We start from the raw sequence: 15,552 nt of genomic DNA on the forward strand, positions 1-15,552 counted from the left end.
TGAGGAAGTGCTCTGAACTTCCTGTCTCCCGGCGAGAGCGGCCTATGGCTTCGACCGATCAACTGATCATCTGCGAGCACTGCGACGGCGTGTACCAGAAAGCCATGCTCGCCAAGCATCAGAAAACCCTCTGTGTGCGCTGCGGTGGCGTGCTTCAGCGCTATAACGGGCTGACGGTGCAGCAGCGTCTGGCGTTGACGCTCACGGCGTTGATGCTGTGGATCTTCGCCAATTTCTACCCGGTCATGAGCATCAGCCTCCAGGGCCTGAAAAACAGCGCGACGCTGTGGGATTCGGTGCTGGCCTTGAGCCTGGGGCCGATTACCTTCATTGCCCTGGTGGCGGCGATTTCCATGATCATCGCGCCGATCTTCCAGTTGGTGCTGCTGTTCTGGGTGCTGGTGCATGCCCTCGTCGGTCGTCGTTCGCCAGGGTTCAGGTTCTGCATGCGCTGGCTGGAGACGTTGCGGCCCTGGAGCATGCTGGAAGTGTGCCTGCTCGGGGCGATGGTGGCGGTGATCAAGCTGGCCGGTTTTCTCGATGTGCTGCCGGGCATCGGCCTGATCGCCCTGGCCATCCTCAGCCTGATGATGATCCGCATCGCCGGGCGCGATGTGCGTGATTTGTGGGAGTTGCCATGAGCACACCCCCAAGCGCCAGCGAACTCAACCTGTGCCTGTGCCACACCTGCGGCCTGGCCTGTGACATGACCCACGAACCCCACGAATGCGAGCGCTGCGGCGCGCCGTTGCATCGGCGCAAGACCAACGCGCTGACGCGGACCTGGGCCTACCTGATTACCTCTCTGGTGTTCTACGTGCCGGCCAATCTGTTGCCGGTGATGAACACCAAGATGGTCGGCAACGGCGCCGACAGCACCATCATGAGCGGCGTCATCGACTTCTGGTCGCATGGGGCGTGGGATATCGCCCTGATCATCTTCATCGCCAGCATCGCGGTGCCTGGCATCAAGTTCATCGCCCTGGGCATGCTGCTGGTGACCGTTCAGCGCAATAGCCAATGGGCGCGCAAGGAACGTTCGAAGCTGTACCGTTTCGTCGAGGTGATCGGCTACTGGTCGATGCTCGATGTGATCGTGGTCGCGCTGGTGGCCTCGCTGGTGAAGTTCCAGGCCTTGGCCGACATCGAACCGCGCACCGGCATTCTGTTTTTTGGCCTGGTGGTGGTGTTCACCATGCTGGCGGCGATGAGTTTCGATCCGCGGATGATCTGGGACAATCCAAACAACGAGGAGGTCATGGATGAAGTCGCAAGCCACTGACGGGCCGCAGGCCCCGGGACAGGCGCCGATCAAGACCCGGCGCTTCAGCGTCTCGCTGGTGTGGATCGTGCCCATCGTCGCCGTGCTGGTGGGCATTTCCCTGGTGGTGCACAGCATCATGCAGGAAGGCCCCACCATCGTCGTGACCTTCAAGACCGGCAGTGGCCTGATCGCCAACAAGACCGAAGTCAAATACCGCAACGTGGTGATCGGCCATGTCTCCGACGTCGAATTGAGCGACGACCAGAAGAGCGTCAACGCCACCATCAAGCTGTCCAAGCAGGCCGAGAGTTTTACCCGCAAGGATTCGCAGTTCTGGGTGGTGCGCCCGCGTATTGGCGCCGGCGGCGTCTCGGGTATCGACACCTTGCTCTCCGGTGACTACGTGGGCGCCGATATCGGCGCCGACAACGCCCGCGCCAAGCATTTCACGGGGCTGGAGAACCCGCCGCCCATCACCTACGGCGAGCCCGGCAAGCGCTTTACTCTGCACACCGAGGACCTGGGTTCGCTGGATATCGGCTCACCGGTCTACTACCGCAAGATCCCGGTCGGCCAGGTGGTTGCCTACGCCCTGGACGCCGACGGCAAAGGGGTGAACATCGAAGTGTTCGTTCAATCACCCAATGATGCCTACGTCACCGAAAATACCCGTTTCTGGAACGCCAGCGGCATTGACGTGAATGTCGGCGCCAACGGTTTTGCGGTGAAAACCGAGTCATTGTCGTCGATGCTCGTCGGTGGCATCGCCTTCCGCGCCCCGGAATTCAGCCCCAACGATGTGGCGGCCGCGGAAGGTAAATCCTATGACTTGTTCGAAGACCAGCAGACCGCCCTCGCCCCTCCCGCCGGGAAAGCGCAGTACCTGGTGCTGCGCTTCGATCAGGCATTACGCGGGCTCAAGGTCGGTGCGCCGGTGGAATTCCTCGGCGTCGAATTTGGCCGGGTGGTTTCGGTCAACCTGGATTTCGACGCCGAGAAACGCAGTTTTCCCATCAACGTCGGCATCCTGATCTACCCGCAGCGGCTCGGTCAGGCCCACGTCAAAATGCTCAAGGTCCTGAAGCACGATCCGGAAGACGAAGCCGCCGGCATCCGGCTGATCGGCACCTTCATCGACAACGGCCTGCGCGCCCAGGCCCGCAGCGGCAACCTGCTGACCGGTCAGTTGTATATCGCCCTCGATTTCTACCCCAAAGCCGAGAAAGTCGCGTTCGACCCCACTGCGCGTCCGCCGTCGATCCCCACCATCCCCGGCAGCCTGGAGCAATTGCAGGAGAAACTCGAAGGCATGGTCAACAAGATCAATGCGCTGCCGATCGAACGCATCGCCAGCAACCTGGACGGCAACCTGGTCGAATTGCGCAAAGGCCTGGTGCAGTTCAACGCCAAGACACTGCCCGGCGTGCAGACCACCCTGGGCGATGTCAGCAAGACCCTGCAATCGGCCACCTCGACCCTGGCCGAGGACTCGCCGCAACGCGAACAGTTGACCCGCACCCTGGACGAACTTGGCCGTATGTCGCGCTCCCTGCGTGAACTCTCGGATTACCTGGGCCGGCATCCGGAGTCGCTGATCCGCGGTCGCCCCGACAATGCCGCACCGCTGGACCTGAAAGCGCCGCCGCGCAACTGACCACAGGAGCTTCACCCATGGCTGCTATGCCCAAGTTCATGCTGCTCGCTGTGTTGGCGCTGCTGGCTGCCTGTCGCAGCGACCCGATTCAATTCCATACCCTGACCCCGGCGCAAATGAACGGTGCAACACGGGGGCACGGCGCAGACATCCAGATCGAAGGCCTGAGTGTGCCGCCCCAGGTGGACCGGCCGCAGATCGTCATTCGCCAGGGCAACAGTGGCCTGGCCATTCTGGAAACCGACTGGTGGGCCGCCAGCCTGGTGGACGAGTTGCGCAGTGCGTTGGCCGATCAGCTCGCCAATAGCGCCCCCAGGCAGAAAGTGTCGGTGCGCCTGGACGTGCAGCGTTTCGATTCGATTCCCGGCCAATATGCGCTGATCGACGTGCAATGGCGCCTGCGCAGCGCCGGTGATGGCGACAACACCCTGTTGAGTTGCCACAGTACGTTGCGGACACCGTCGGGGCCGACCGTAGACGAGTTGGTGATCGCCCAACAGGGCAACGTCAAGCGCCTTGCCGAGCTGATCAGCCAGGCGGCCAACGGCAACCGCAAAACTTGCCCACCGGCCTCATGAATTCACGTTTTTTTCGCATTTGGCCGATTACATTTGCCGGCGTTTGAGCTGCAAACGATTCGCATTGACCTACACTCATTGACGACCCTCTTTGGTCTGTCCGTGCACGATTCCAAACATAACTGGAGCTGCCGCCGCATGAATCACCGCATCCCCGCAATCCTCAAGCACACCCTGCTGGCCACTGCCCTGCTCGGCGCTGGCCACGTCTACGCCGCCGACGCCGATGGCATCGTGGTCTACAACGCCCAGCACGAAAGCCTGACCAAGGCCTGGGTCGAGGGTTTCACCAAGGAAACCGGCATCAAGGTCACGGTGCGCAACGGCGATGACACCGAGATGGGCAACCAGATTGTCCAGGAAGGCGCCGCCTCCCCGGCGGACGTGTTCCTCACCGAGAACTCTCCGGCCATGGTGCTGGTCGACAACGCGGGCCTGTTTGCACCGGTGGCACCGACTACCCTGGAACAGGTGGATGCGGCCTACCGCCCGGCCCACGGCAAATGGGTAGGGATTGCGGCGCGCTCCACGGTGTTTGTCTACAACCCGAGCAAGTTGCCGGAAGCCGAGCTGCCGAAATCGCTGATGGACCTGGCCGATCCGAAATGGAAAGGTCGCTGGGCCGCTTCGCCGGCCGGCGCCGACTTCCAGGCGATCGTCGCCGCCGTGCTGGAGCTCAAGGGCGAAGCGGCCACACTGGAATGGCTCAAGGGCATGAAAGCCAACTACGCCCCTTACCGCGGCAACAGCTCGGTGCTCAAGGCGGTCAACGCCGGGCAGGTCGACAGCGGCGTGATCTATCACTACTACCGTTTTGGCGACCAGGCCAAGACCGGTGAAAACAGCAAGAACACTGCCCTGTACTACTTCAAGCACAAGGACCCGGGTGCGTTCGTGAGTATCTCCGGTGGCGGCGTCCTCGCGTCCAGTCAACACAAGGAACAGGCCCAGGCCTTCCTCAAGTGGGTGACCGGCAAGGACGGCCAGGCGATTCTCAGGACCGGCAACTCGTATGAGTACGCGGTCGGCAAGAACGTTGAATCCAACCCTAAACTGGTGCCTTTGCAGCAGCTCGATGCGCCGAAAGTCGACGCGTCCAAACTCGACAGTAAAAAAGCCGTGGAGCTGATGACTCAGGCCGGATTGCTTTGAATTGATGCCTGAAACACTGCCGGCGGGGGTCGCCGCACCGATCCCCGCACCATTGCGCCGCCACGCCCGGGGTTTGTTTGCCGGGCGTGGCGGCGCGTGGGTGATTGGCCTGTCGGTGCTGGTGTCGGTGCTGTCGCTGCTGCCGATCGCCTTTGTCGTGGGGGTGTCGTGGCAAACCGGTTGGGTCCGGCTGGTGGAACTGGTGTTCCGCCCGCGGGTGGGCGAGCTGCTGCTCAACACCGTGTTGCTGGTGGTGATCACCCTGCCCCTTTGCGTGGCGCTGGGTGTGACACTGGCCTGGCTGACCGAGCGCAGCAATTTGCCGGGTCGTCGTGTCTGGTCGTTACTGGCCATCGCGCCGCTGGCAGTGCCGGCGTTCGTGCACAGTTATGCCTGGGTGAGCCTGGTGCCACCGATCCATGGGCTGTTTGCCGGCGTGTTGGTGTCGGTGATCGCCTACTTCCCTTTTCTCTACTTGCCGGTGGCCGCAACCCTGCGCCGTCTCGACCCGGCCATCGAGGATGTCGCGCAGTCGATGGGGCTCAAGCCATGGGCGGTGTTCTTCCGGGTGGTGGTGCCGCAATTGCGCCTGGCCATTTGCGGCGGCGCCCTGCTGGTTGGATTGCACCTGCTGGCCGAATACGGCCTGTATGCGATGATCCGCTTCGATACGTTCACCACGGCGATCTTCGATCAGTTCAAATCCACCTTCAACGGCCCGGCCGCCAACATGCTCGCCGGTGTGCTGGCGCTCAGTTGCCTGGCGATGCTGACGGTCGAATCGGCGGCCCGTGGGCATGCGCGTTACGCCCGGGTGGGCTCGGGCAGTGCGCGCGAACAGCGCCTGGTCAGGCTCAAGACTGGCCAGACGCTCCTTGCCCTGACCTTGCTGATGCTGACCTGCGCCCTGGCCCTGGGCGTGCCGTTGATTACCCTGGGCAAGTGGCTGGTCGCCGGTGGCGTGCAGGTCTGGCAGATGGCCGAGTTGCTACCCGCGTTGCAACAGACCCTGCTGTTGGGTGCCGCGGGTGCCGCGCTCACCACCCTGGCGGCGATCCCGATTGCCTGGCTGTCGATCCGCTCGCCGGGGCGCTTGCAGCGGGTGCTGGAGAGCTGCAACTACATCACCAGTTCGTTGCCGGGGATTGTCGTCGCCCTGGCGCTGGTGACCGTCACGGTGCATTTCGCCCGGCCGATCTACCAGACCACCATTACCGTGCTGCTCGCCTACTTGCTGATGTTTCTGCCCCGCGCGCTGGTCAGCCTGCGGGCCGGTATCGCCCAGGCGCCGATCGAGCTGGAAAACATGGCGCGCAGCCTGGGGCGTTCGCCCGCCAAGGCGTTGTGGCTGATCACCCTGCGCCTGGCTGCACCGGGTGCCGCGGCGGGCGCGGCGCTGGTGTTTTTGGCGATCACCAATGAATTGACCGCCACCTTGCTGCTGGCACCCAACGGCACTCGCACCCTGGCCACCGGCTTCTGGGCGCTGACCAGCGAAATCGACTATGCAGCGGCCGCGCCCTACGCGCTGCTGATGATTGTGCTGTCCCTGCCGTTGACCGGCCTCCTCTACCACCAATCCAAACGCACGGCGGGCCGATGAACGCGCTTGAACTGCAGTCGATCAGCAAATCCTATGGCTCACAACGGGTCCTGCATGACATCAGCCTGGCGGTGCCGACCGGCAGTCGCACGGTGATCGTCGGCCCTTCAGGGTCGGGCAAGACCACCTTGCTGCGGATGATCGCCGGTTTTGAGTTTCCCGACGCCGGCAGCCTGTCGCTCAATGGCCAGACCCTGGTCGACGACACCCGTGAAGTGCCGGCGCATCAACGCCAGATCGGTTACGTGCCACAGGATGGCGCGCTGTTTCCGCACATGAGCGTGGCGGCCAATATCGGTTTCGGCCTCGCAGCCAAGGGCACGGACAAGCGCGAGCGTATCGCCCAGTTGATGGACAGCGTGGCATTGCCGCTCAACATGGCCGAGCGCTGGCCCCACGAACTGTCCGGCGGGCAGCAGCAACGGGTGGCGCTGGCCCGGGCGTTGGCGCAGCAGCCACGGTTGATGTTGCTGGATGAACCTTTCTCCGCGCTCGATACCGGTTTGCGCGCGGCCATGCGCAAGATGGTCGCGCGTTTGCTGGCCGATGCAGGCGTGACCACCATCCTGGTCACCCATGACCAGAGCGAAGCGTTGTCGTTTGCCGATCAGTTGGCGGTGATGCGTGACGGGCGGCTGGTGCAGTCCGGGCACCCGTTGGACCTGTATCGCTACCCGGACGATGAGCAAACCGCGCTGTTCCTCGGCGACGCCGTGGTCATGCCCGCCAGGATCGAGGCCGGCTGGGCCCATTGCGAGCTGGGGCGGATCCCGGTCAACAACCATCGCAACAACAGCAGCGCCCAGATCATGCTGCGCCCTGAGCAATTGCAGGTGGTGGGCGTGGTCGCCAACAGCCTGGAAGTCGCCGGCTGCCGCGCCGTGGTGACCGACCGGGACTTCAGCGGCAACACCTGCACCCTGACCGTCGAACTCGACCCCCAACCCGGCCGCTCCCTGATGGTCCGCAGCTCCGGCCTGTACGCCCCACCGACCGGCAGCGCGGTGCACGTCACCACCATCGGCCATGCGCACGTGCTGAGTGGCCCATAACCCCGCCCCCTGTAGGAGCGAGCTTGCTCGCGATGCGGTGTATCAGGTACCCCGCGTCATCGTTGACGACCATCGCGAGCAGGCTCGCTCCCACAGAGACAGCCCCAATCCTGTGGGAGCGGGCTTGCCCGCGATGAGCCTGAGGGCGCCGAGGGGTGTCAGGTGCCCCGCGTTATCGTTGGCCTCCATCGCGAGCAAGCTCGCTCCTACAGACACAGCGCCAACCCTGTGGGAGCGGGCTTGCCCGCGATGAGCCTGAGAGCGCCGCAGGGTGTCAGGTACCCCGCGTCATCGTTGACCTCCATCGCGAGCATGCTCGCTCCTACAGACACAGCGCCAACCTGTGGGAGCGGGCTTGCCCGCGATGAGCCTGAGGGCAGCGCGGGGTGTCAGGTGCCCCCCCATACAGATGACCGCAATCCTTGTGGGAGCGAGCCTGCTCGCGATGAGCCTGAGGGCGCCGCGGGGTGTCAGGTGCCCCGTATTATCGTTGACCTCCATCGCGAGCAAGCTCGCTCCTACAGGGGGATGTGGTTGTCGTTTGATTGGATATAAACCAACTAACAACTGAAATATTTCTCATATAACGCGGGCAACTTCCGTAGGACTTTTCTGGATGAACGGCAGAAGTCTGAACATAGGCTTAATAACGTTCAGATAGACGATTCTCTTACCGCTTTTTGATGTTTCTTTCACAAAAAAACGCCTACCCTCAGTCCTACCCATAACGCCTGGACGGGCTACTGGCCGCGCCCTTGGGGGCGAACCATTCGTTGAACATTATTGATTTCGGCACTTTTGTCGAAGGAACTCTTACGCCCTGAGGTTTTCCATGGATGAAGTTTTTCTGCCCTTCTCCCGACCCAGTATCGGTGATGAAGAAATAGCTGCCGTAGAACAAGTCCTGCGCTCCGGCTGGATCACTACCGGGCCAAAGAACCAGCAACTTGAACAACACTTTGCCAACTATGTCGGTTGCCGCCACGCCGTGGCCTTGTCCTCGGCGACCGGGGCCATGCACGTCACGTTGCTGGCCCTGGGCATCGGCCCCGGCGATGAAGTCATCACGCCGTCGCAGACCTGGGTGTCGACCGCCAACCTGATCTGCCTGCTGGGCGCGACGCCGGTGTTCGTCGATGTCGACCGCGATACCCTGATGAGCAGCGCAGAACTGATCGAAGCCGCCATCACCCCACGCACCCGGGCAATCATCCCGGTGCACTACGCCGGGGCTGCGTTCGATCTCGACCCGCTTTACCTGCTTGCCGAGAAACACGGCATCCCCGTCATCGAGGACGCCGCCCACGCCGTCGGCACCCGCTACAAGAACCGCCATGTCGGCGCCCAGGGCACGGCGATCTTCTCGTTTCACGCGATCAAGAACATGACCTGCGCCGAAGGCGCGATGTTCGTCACCGACGATGAAGCGCTGGCCAACCGGGTGCGCATGCTCAAGTTCCACGGGCTGGGCGTTGACGCCTACGACCGCCTGACCCACGGCCGCAAGCCCCAGGCCCAGGTCATCGAGCCGGGTTTCAAGTACAACCTGGCCGACATCAACGCCGCCATCGCCCTGGTGCAACTGGAGCGCATCGAAGCAATCAACGCCAGGCGCGCCGCACTGGCAAAAGCTTACCTGCAACGACTGGAAGGCCTGCCAGTGCAACCGCTGACAGTGCCGACGTATCCGCAGCACCACGCCTGGCACCTGTTCATCCTGCGCATCGACGCCGAGCGCTGCGGGCTGGATCGCGAAGCCTTCATGAAAGCCTTGCAGGCACGGAACATCGGTACCGGCATCCACTTCATCGCGACACACCTGCACACCTACTACCGCCAGCGTTTCCCCAACCTCTACCTGCCCAACACCGAATGGAACTCGGCACGCCTGTGCTCGATCCCGTTGTTCCCCGACATGACCGAGCGCGATGTCGATCGCGTGGTCAGCGCCATTGAACAGACACTGGACACCCGCCCGTGAAACCCTATCCGATCCGTTGCGTGTCGATTGTCATCCCGGTCTACAACGAACAGGACAGCCTGCCCGAACTGCTCAGGCGCACCGAAGCGGCGTGCCAGCAACTGCACCATGACTACGAAATCGTCATGGTCGACGACGGCAGCCGCGATCAATCGGCACAGATCCTCGAAGAAGCCGCCAACCGCGAGTGCAGCCCGGTGGTGGCGGTCATCCTCAACCGCAACTACGGCCAGCACGCGGCGATCATGGCCGGCTTCGAGCAATGCAAGGGCGATGTGGTCATCACCCTCGACGCCGACCTGCAGAACCCGCCGGAAGAAATCCCGCGCCTGGTGGCCCAGGCCGAACTCGGCTACGACGTGGTGGCCACGGTGCGCAACAACCGCCAGGACTCGGCCCTGCGCCGCTGGCCATCGAAGCTGATCAACCTCGCCGTGCAACGCTCCACCGGTGTGGCCATGACCGATTACGGCTGCATGCTGCGCGCCTACCGTCGCTCGATCGTCGAGGCGATGCTCGCCTGCCGCGAACGCAGCACCTTCATCCCGATCCTCGCCAACAGCTTTGCCCGGCACACCACGGAAATCCTCGTGCCCCACGCCGAACGTGAACACGGCGAATCCAAATACAGCCCGATGCGCCTGGTCAACCTGATGTTCGACCTGATCACTTGCATGACCACCACACCGCTGCGGCTGCTGAGCATCGTCGGTTTCGCCATGGCCGGGCTCGGCCTGGCCTTCGCCACCGCGCTGATCGTGCTGCGCCTGGTGTTCGGCGCCGGCTGGGCCGGTGACGGCACCTTCGTGCTGTTCGCCGTGCTGTTCGTGTTCACCGGTGGCCAGTTCATCGGCATGGGCCTGTTGGGCGAATACCTGGGGCGCATGTACAGCGATGTGCGCGCCCGCCCGCGTTTTTTCATTGAAAAAGTCCTGCGCAGCCAACCCGCCGCCCCTGTGGCGGGGGTCACCGTCGACGGCCTCCCTTCCCTTTCTCCCGATCAGGTTCATCCATGAGCGCAAAAGCTGTTGTCTTCGCCTATCACGATATCGGTTGTGCCGGCATCGAAGCCCTGCTGGGCAGCGGTTACGAGATTGCCGCGGTGTTCACCCACGCCGACGATCCCCAGGAAAACACCTTCTACGCCTCGGTGGCGCAACTGTGCGCGCGCAAGGGCATCACCGTGCATGCGCCGGAAGACGTCAACCATCCGCTGTGGATCGAGCGCATCAGCCAGCTCAACCCCGACTACCTGTTTTCGTTCTACTACCGCAACCTGCTGAGCGAACCGTTGCTGGCCACGGCCAGTAAAGGCGCCTTCAACCTGCACGGCTCGAAACTGCCGCGCTATCGCGGGCGCGCCCCGGCCAATTGGGTGCTGGTCAACGGCGAAAGCGAAACCGGCGTGACCCTGCACCGCATGGTCAAACGTGCCGACGCCGGTGCGATCGTCGCCCAGCAACCCGTCGCCATCGAGCGCAGCGACACCGCCCTGAGCCTGCACGGCAAGCTGCGGGTGGCGGCGGCCGACCTGCTGCGCGACACCCTGCCGGCATTGTTGGCGGGCAAGGTCAACGAAACCACGCAGGATGAAACGCAGGCCACGGTGTACGGGCGCCGCACCCCGGCGGACGGCCAGTTGTTCTGGAAACAGCCGGCAGAAGCGCTGTTCAACCTGGTGCGCGCGGTCACCCAACCGTATCCGGGGGCGTTCTGTGCCGTCGGCGAGCACAAGTTGATCGTCTGGAGCGCGGACGTGATCAAGGGCAACGACGGCCTGGCGCCGGGCCGGGTCATCAGCATCGACCCGCTGCGCATCGCCTGTGGCGAGGATTCTCTGGTGATCCACGCCGGCCAGCGCAACGACAACGGCCTGTACCTGAGCGGGCCGCAACTGGCGGCCGAGCTAGGGCTGGTCGAGGGCTCGGTGTTGCGCGGTGCCGAAAGCGGCCGCGCGCCACGCCGCACGCGGGTGCTGATCCTCGGCGTCAACGGTTTCATCGGCAATCACCTGTCCGAGCGCCTGCTGCGCGATGACCGCTACGAGATCTACGGCCTGGACATCGGCAGCGACGCCATCGAGCGCCTGCGCAGCCACGCCAATTTCCATTTCGTCGAAGGCGACATCAGCATTCACTCCGAATGGATCGAGTACCACATCAAGAAGTGCGACGTGATCCTGCCGCTGGTGGCCATCGCCACGCCGATCGAATACACGCGCAATCCGCTGCGGGTGTTCGAGCTGGACTTCGAGGAAAACCTCAAGCTGGTGCGCTACTGCGTCAAGTACAACAAGCGGGTGATCTTCCCGTCGACGTCGGAAGTCTATGGCATGTGCCAGGACGAAAAATTCGACGAGGACACCTCCAACCTGGTGGTCGGCCCCATCAACAAACAACGCTGGATCTACTCCACGTCCAAGCAGTTGCTCGACCGGGTGATCTGGGCCTACGGCCAGAAAGGCCTGAACTTCACCCTGTTCCGCCCCTTCAACTGGATGGGCCCGCGCCTGGACCGTCTCGACTCGGCGCGTATCGGCAGCTCCCGGGCGATCACCCAGTTGATCCTCAATCTGGTGGAAGGCACGCCGATTCGCCTGTTCGACGGCGGCGAGCAGAAACGCTGCTTCACCGACATCGCCGACGGCGTAGAGGCTCTGGCGCGGATCATCGACAACCATGACGACGCCTGCAACGGTCAGGTGATCAACATCGGCAACCCGGACAACGAAGCCAGCATCCGCCAGTTGGGCGAAGAGCTGCTACGTCAGTTCGAGGCCCATCCATTGCGCGATAACTTCCCGCCGTTCGCCGGCTTTCGCGAGGTGGAAAGCAAGGCGTTCTACGGCAGTGGTTACCAGGACGTGTCCCACCGCAAGCCGAGCATCGACAACGCCCGGCGCCTGCTGGACTGGGCGCCCACGGTGCAGATGAGCGAAACCATCGGCAATACCCTGGATTTCTTCCTGCGTGAAGCCATGCGCGAAATCGCGAGTAAAGCCTGATGCGGGCGGGGTTGCGCATTGATGTCGACACTTACCGCGGCACCCGCGAAGGCGTGCCGCGCCTGCTGGACCTGCTCGATGAGGCGCAGGTCAAGGCGACGTTTTTCTTCAGTGTCGGGCCGGACAACATGGGCCGCCACCTGTGGCGCCTGATCCGCCCGCAATTCCTCTGGAAAATGCTGCGCTCCAATGCCGCCGGCCTGTATGGCTGGGACATCCTGCTGGCCGGTACCGCGTGGCCGGGCAAGCCGATCGGCCGGGATCTGGGGCACCTGATGCGCCGGGCTCGGGACGCCGGTCACGAAGTGGGCCTGCATGCCTGGGATCACCATGGCTGGCAGGCCAACGCCGGGCGCTGGAGCAGCCTGCAACTGATCGAGCAACTGCGTCGGGGTGTGGACAGCCTCAGCGACATTCTCGGCCAGGACGTGCCGTGTTCGGCCGCCGCCGGCTGGCGTGCGGACGAACGGGTGATCGAGGCAAAGCAGGCCTTCGGCTTTCGCTACAACAGCGACTGTCGCGGGCATCGGCTGTTCCAGCCGAAATTGCCCAGCGGCGAATTGGGGGCACCGCAAATTCCGGTGGACCTGCCGACCTTCGACGAAGTGGTCGGCCCGACAGTCGCTGCCGCGGATTTCAATCGCTTCATCCTTGACCGCTTCACGGCGGCAAACCTTAACGTCTACACAATCCACGCCGAAGTCGAAGGGATTCTGATGGCCGACCCCTTTCCGTCAATTGCTGGCCGCTGCGGGCCAACGCGGCATTCGCTTCCAGCCCCTGGGCGACTTACTCCCATCCACACCCGGCGAGCTGCCGACTGGCCGGATACACCGAGGCACCCTGGAGGGTCGTGAGGGCTGGCTGGGAGTGCAAGGCGCATGAGCAAACGCTGGGCGTTGCCGTGTTCTGGGCCTTTGTCTGCTGGCCTATCTCCTGCCCCTGGGCAGCCATGGTCTGTGGATTCCGGACGAAACCCGTTACACGCAGATCAGCCAGGGCATGCTGCTGAGCGGCGATTGGGTGTCTCCGCACTTCATGGGCCTGCGTTACTTCGAGAAACCGGCGGCGGGTTACTGGACGATCGCCCTGAGCCAGGCGATTTTCGGCCACAACCTGTTTGGCGTGCGGTTTGTCTCGGCCCTGAGTGCCACCCTCAGCGTGCTGTTGTGCTACCTGATCGCCCAACGGTTGTGGCATGAGCCGCGCAAAAGCTTCGTCTGCGCGCTGCTGTACATGAGTTTCACCGTCGTTGCGGGACAGGCCGGCTATGCCAACCTCGATCCGCAATTCACCTTCTGGGTCAATCTGAGCCTGGTGGCGCTGTGGTTTGCCCTGGACAGCGCCCGTCGCGGCCAGCGTCTGTTCGGTTGGGCCGTACTGGGCCTGGCGTGCGGCATGGGCTTCATGACCAAGGGCTTTCTGGCCTGGCTGCTGCCGGTATTGATCGCCCTGCCCTGGATGCTCTGGCAGAAACGTTGGCGTGAACTGCTGGGCTACGGCCCGCTGGCGATCGCCGTGGCCATCGTCGTGAGCCTGCCATGGGCCCTGGCGATTCATGCCCACGAGCCCGATTACTGGCGATTCTTCTTCTGGCACGAGCACATCCGCCGTTTCGCCGGGGACGATGCCCAGCATGACGCGCCGTGGTGGTTTTACCTGCCGTTGCTGGTGGCGTTCAGCCTGCCCTGGGTCGGCATGCTGCCGCCGGCCTTGCGCCAGGCGTGGCACGCACGGCGGCAGGCGCCTGTGGGTTTTCTGCTGCTGTGGTTGCTGATGCCGCTGCTGTTTTCAGCCTGAGCAAGGGCAAATTGCCCGCGTACATCTTCCCCTGCCTGTTGCCGTTGGCGCTGTTGCTGGGCCATGCCCTGGCGGACCGCCTGCGCCTGGAGCAAGGCCGGGCGCTGCGGCTCAATGGCCTGCTCAATCTGTTCCTGGGCCTGGTCACCCTGCTGGCGCTGGTTTACCTGCAACTGAAAAAGCCGCTCTACGACCACGAACTGCACAGCCTGGTGCTGGTGTTCATCGGCCTGATCGGCTGGATCATGGCCAACCTGCTGCAAGCCTTCCGACCGCTGCAATGCTGGGCGGCGCCGAGCGATTGGCAGCCTCCTGTTGATCGGCCTGCTGCCAGGAGCGCTGCCCGAATCGGTGGTGGCCAACAAGATGCCCGACCAGTTCGTGCTTGAACATGTCGAGGAACTGGGCCAGTCCGCCGCGTTGCTGAGCAATGACCTGGGCGCCGCCTCGCGCTGGCCTGGCGCCTGAAACGCCCGGATATCGCGTTGTACAACACGATAGGCGAACTGAAATATGGCCTCGCCTATCCTGACGGCGCACAACAGCGCGTCGACCCCGAGCGCGTGCAACAGTGGATGCGCGACGCCCGCCAGCGGGGTTCCGTAGGCGTGCTGATGCGGGTCAAGGGTAAAGATGAATTGGGTGAGATCGAACGCCTGCCCAAGGATGGCAAACGTTATGAGCGCGGCAACCTGGTGATTCTGATCTTTCCTCAGGAGGCCTCATGAGCCTGATCCTGGTATTGGCCGCCTGCCTGCTGACCTGCCTGGGCCAGATTGCCCAGAAATACGCCGTGGAAAGCTGGCGCGGCGTGCCGTCCGGCCTGGCCTTCAAGCTGCGTACACCGTGGCTCTGGCTGGCGTTCGTGGCGTTGGGCGCGGGGTTGCTGGTGTGGCTGCTGGTGTTGCAGCGCCTCGAGGTGGGTATCGCCTACCCGATGCTGAGCCTGAATTTTGTCCTGATCACCCTGGTTGCCCGTTTTCTCTTCGATGAACACATCGACCGCCGCCACTGGATGGGCGTCGTGCTGGTGATCGGCGGCGTGGCGCTGTTGGGGGCGCACGCATGAACCTGCGCCGTGGCCTGTCTTTCGCCCTTGCCAGCGTGCTGCTGGTCAGCCTGGCGCAACTGGGCATGCGCTGGAGCGTGACCCGCCTGCCGCTGCCCCAACACTGGTTCAGTGACGCCATCGAGCCCCTGGCGGTGGCCGTGGTGCTGGCCGCCATCCTCGCCTACGCCCTGTCGATGCTCTGTTGGCTCATGGCCCTGCGCGACCTGCCGTTGGGCCGGGCCTATTCGCTGCTCAGCATCAGCTACGCGCTGGTGTACCTGCTGGCCGCCACGCTGCCGGTGTTCAACGAAGTCTTCAGCCTTGGCAAAAGCATCGGGGTGGCGCTGGTCGTCCTCGGTGTCATCACCATCCATTCTCAACCCGCTCACGCGCCGCAAACTCAGGAGTGACCC

Annotated in this window: 12 protein-coding genes and 4 pseudogenes; 14 read left to right on the forward strand and 2 right to left on the reverse strand. The window is 63.5% G+C overall.

Going from position 1 to position 15,552, the window contains the following annotated elements; translation table 11 throughout:
* Positions 1-44: 44 nt before the first annotated feature.
* The 7 genes from ABVN20_RS25035 (at position 45) to ABVN20_RS25065 (ending at position 7,303) form a co-directional block, all read left to right on the forward strand.
* Positions 45-641, forward strand: coding sequence for a paraquat-inducible protein A (locus ABVN20_RS25035; protein ID WP_368558440.1), 597 nt, complete (start codon positions 45-47; stop codon positions 639-641).
* On the forward strand, positions 638-1,282 hold the full coding sequence (locus tag ABVN20_RS25040; RefSeq protein WP_368558441.1) for a paraquat-inducible protein A: 645 nt from the start codon (positions 638-640) through the stop codon (positions 1,280-1,282). Before ABVN20_RS25035 ends, ABVN20_RS25040 begins: the two co-directional genes overlap by 4 nt.
* Positions 1,263-2,918: an intermembrane transport protein PqiB gene (locus ABVN20_RS25045; protein WP_368558442.1), complete on the forward strand. Its 1,656-nt coding sequence runs from the start codon at positions 1,263-1,265 to the stop codon at positions 2,916-2,918. Before ABVN20_RS25040 ends, ABVN20_RS25045 begins: the two co-directional genes overlap by 20 nt.
* Positions 2,919-2,935: 17 nt before the next feature.
* On the forward strand, positions 2,936-3,496 hold the full coding sequence (locus ABVN20_RS25050; RefSeq protein WP_368558443.1) for a membrane integrity-associated transporter subunit PqiC: 561 nt from the start codon (positions 2,936-2,938) through the stop codon (positions 3,494-3,496).
* 138 nt (positions 3,497-3,634) lie between these two features.
* Positions 3,635-4,648: an iron ABC transporter substrate-binding protein gene (locus ABVN20_RS25055; RefSeq protein ID WP_368558444.1), complete on the forward strand. Its 1,014-nt coding sequence runs from the start codon at positions 3,635-3,637 to the stop codon at positions 4,646-4,648.
* Between the two features lie 4 nt (positions 4,649-4,652).
* A complete protein-coding gene (locus ABVN20_RS25060; protein WP_368558445.1) occupies positions 4,653-6,251 on the forward strand; it encodes an ABC transporter permease in 1,599 nt (532 codons plus the stop codon).
* Positions 6,248-7,303: an ABC transporter ATP-binding protein gene (locus ABVN20_RS25065; RefSeq protein WP_368558446.1), complete on the forward strand. Its 1,056-nt coding sequence runs from the start codon at positions 6,248-6,250 to the stop codon at positions 7,301-7,303. Before ABVN20_RS25060 ends, ABVN20_RS25065 begins: the two co-directional genes overlap by 4 nt.
* Positions 7,304-7,414: 111 nt before the next feature.
* Here ABVN20_RS25065 and ABVN20_RS25070 read toward each other — a convergent pair.
* Positions 7,415-7,492 (reverse strand): annotated as a pseudogene (locus ABVN20_RS25070) (outer membrane lipoprotein carrier protein LolA); the annotation flags it as partial.
* Positions 7,493-7,726: 234 nt separating this feature from the next.
* Positions 7,727-7,804, reverse strand: a pseudogene (locus tag ABVN20_RS25075) (outer membrane lipoprotein carrier protein LolA); the annotation flags it as partial.
* A 331-nt stretch (positions 7,805-8,135) separates the two neighbouring features.
* Between ABVN20_RS25075 and arnB the strand changes: the two are divergent.
* From arnB to arnF, 7 genes and pseudogenes are all read left to right on the forward strand, one after another.
* A complete protein-coding gene (gene arnB, locus ABVN20_RS25080) occupies positions 8,136-9,284 on the forward strand; it encodes a UDP-4-amino-4-deoxy-L-arabinose aminotransferase (protein WP_368558447.1) in 1,149 nt (382 codons plus the stop codon).
* A complete protein-coding gene (gene arnC, locus ABVN20_RS25085; RefSeq protein ID WP_368558448.1) occupies positions 9,281-10,300 on the forward strand; it encodes an undecaprenyl-phosphate 4-deoxy-4-formamido-L-arabinose transferase in 1,020 nt (339 codons plus the stop codon). The genes arnB and arnC overlap by 4 nt, the downstream gene beginning before the upstream one ends.
* Positions 10,297-12,288, forward strand: a complete 1,992-nt coding sequence (gene arnA, locus ABVN20_RS25090; protein ID WP_368558449.1) for a bifunctional UDP-4-amino-4-deoxy-L-arabinose formyltransferase/UDP-glucuronic acid oxidase ArnA — start codon at positions 10,297-10,299, stop codon at positions 12,286-12,288. Before arnC ends, arnA begins: the two co-directional genes overlap by 4 nt.
* A pseudogene (gene arnD, locus ABVN20_RS25095) lies at positions 12,288-13,173 on the forward strand (4-deoxy-4-formamido-L-arabinose-phosphoundecaprenol deformylase). Before arnA ends, arnD begins: the two are co-directional and overlap by 1 nt.
* Positions 13,170-14,816: pseudogene (gene arnT / locus ABVN20_RS25100) on the forward strand (lipid IV(A) 4-amino-4-deoxy-L-arabinosyltransferase). Before arnD ends, arnT begins: the two co-directional pseudogenes overlap by 4 nt.
* Positions 14,813-15,157, forward strand: coding sequence for a 4-amino-4-deoxy-L-arabinose-phosphoundecaprenol flippase subunit ArnE (arnE, locus tag ABVN20_RS25105; RefSeq protein ID WP_368558450.1), 345 nt, complete (start codon positions 14,813-14,815; stop codon positions 15,155-15,157). The pseudogene arnT and the gene arnE overlap by 4 nt, the downstream one beginning before the upstream one ends.
* Complete coding sequence (gene arnF / locus ABVN20_RS25110) at positions 15,154-15,549, forward strand: 4-amino-4-deoxy-L-arabinose-phosphoundecaprenol flippase subunit ArnF (RefSeq protein WP_368558451.1); 396 nt, start codon at positions 15,154-15,156, stop codon at positions 15,547-15,549. The genes arnE and arnF overlap by 4 nt, the downstream gene beginning before the upstream one ends.
* Positions 15,550-15,552: the final 3 nt, after the last annotated feature.

The organism is Pseudomonas sp. MYb118, from assembly GCF_040947875.1.
Taxonomy (GTDB): Bacteria; Pseudomonadota; Gammaproteobacteria; order Pseudomonadales; family Pseudomonadaceae; genus Aquipseudomonas.

Excerpts from the sequence above, each read along its gene's own strand:
- ABVN20_RS25055 (WP_368558444.1), top strand. The coding sequence starts at position 3,635 with ATGAATCACCGCATCCCCGCAATCCTCAAGCACACCCTGCTGGCCACT.
- ABVN20_RS25035 (WP_368558440.1), top strand. The coding sequence starts at position 45 with ATGGCTTCGACCGATCAACTGATCATCTGCGAGCACTGCGACGGCGTG.
- arnA (WP_368558449.1), top strand. The coding sequence starts at position 10,297 with ATGAGCGCAAAAGCTGTTGTCTTCGCCTATCACGATATCGGTTGTGCC.
- ABVN20_RS25050 (WP_368558443.1), top strand. The coding sequence starts at position 2,936 with ATGGCTGCTATGCCCAAGTTCATGCTGCTCGCTGTGTTGGCGCTGCTG.
- ABVN20_RS25045 (WP_368558442.1), top strand. The coding sequence starts at position 1,263 with ATGAAGTCGCAAGCCACTGACGGGCCGCAGGCCCCGGGACAGGCGCCG.
- arnB (WP_368558447.1), top strand. The coding sequence starts at position 8,136 with ATGGATGAAGTTTTTCTGCCCTTCTCCCGACCCAGTATCGGTGATGAA.
- ABVN20_RS25060 (WP_368558445.1), top strand. The coding sequence starts at position 4,653 with ATGCCTGAAACACTGCCGGCGGGGGTCGCCGCACCGATCCCCGCACCA.
- arnF (WP_368558451.1), top strand. The coding sequence starts at position 15,154 with ATGAACCTGCGCCGTGGCCTGTCTTTCGCCCTTGCCAGCGTGCTGCTG.
- ABVN20_RS25040 (WP_368558441.1), top strand. The coding sequence starts at position 638 with ATGAGCACACCCCCAAGCGCCAGCGAACTCAACCTGTGCCTGTGCCAC.
- ABVN20_RS25065 (WP_368558446.1), top strand. The coding sequence starts at position 6,248 with ATGAACGCGCTTGAACTGCAGTCGATCAGCAAATCCTATGGCTCACAA.
- arnE (WP_368558450.1), top strand. The coding sequence starts at position 14,813 with ATGAGCCTGATCCTGGTATTGGCCGCCTGCCTGCTGACCTGCCTGGGC.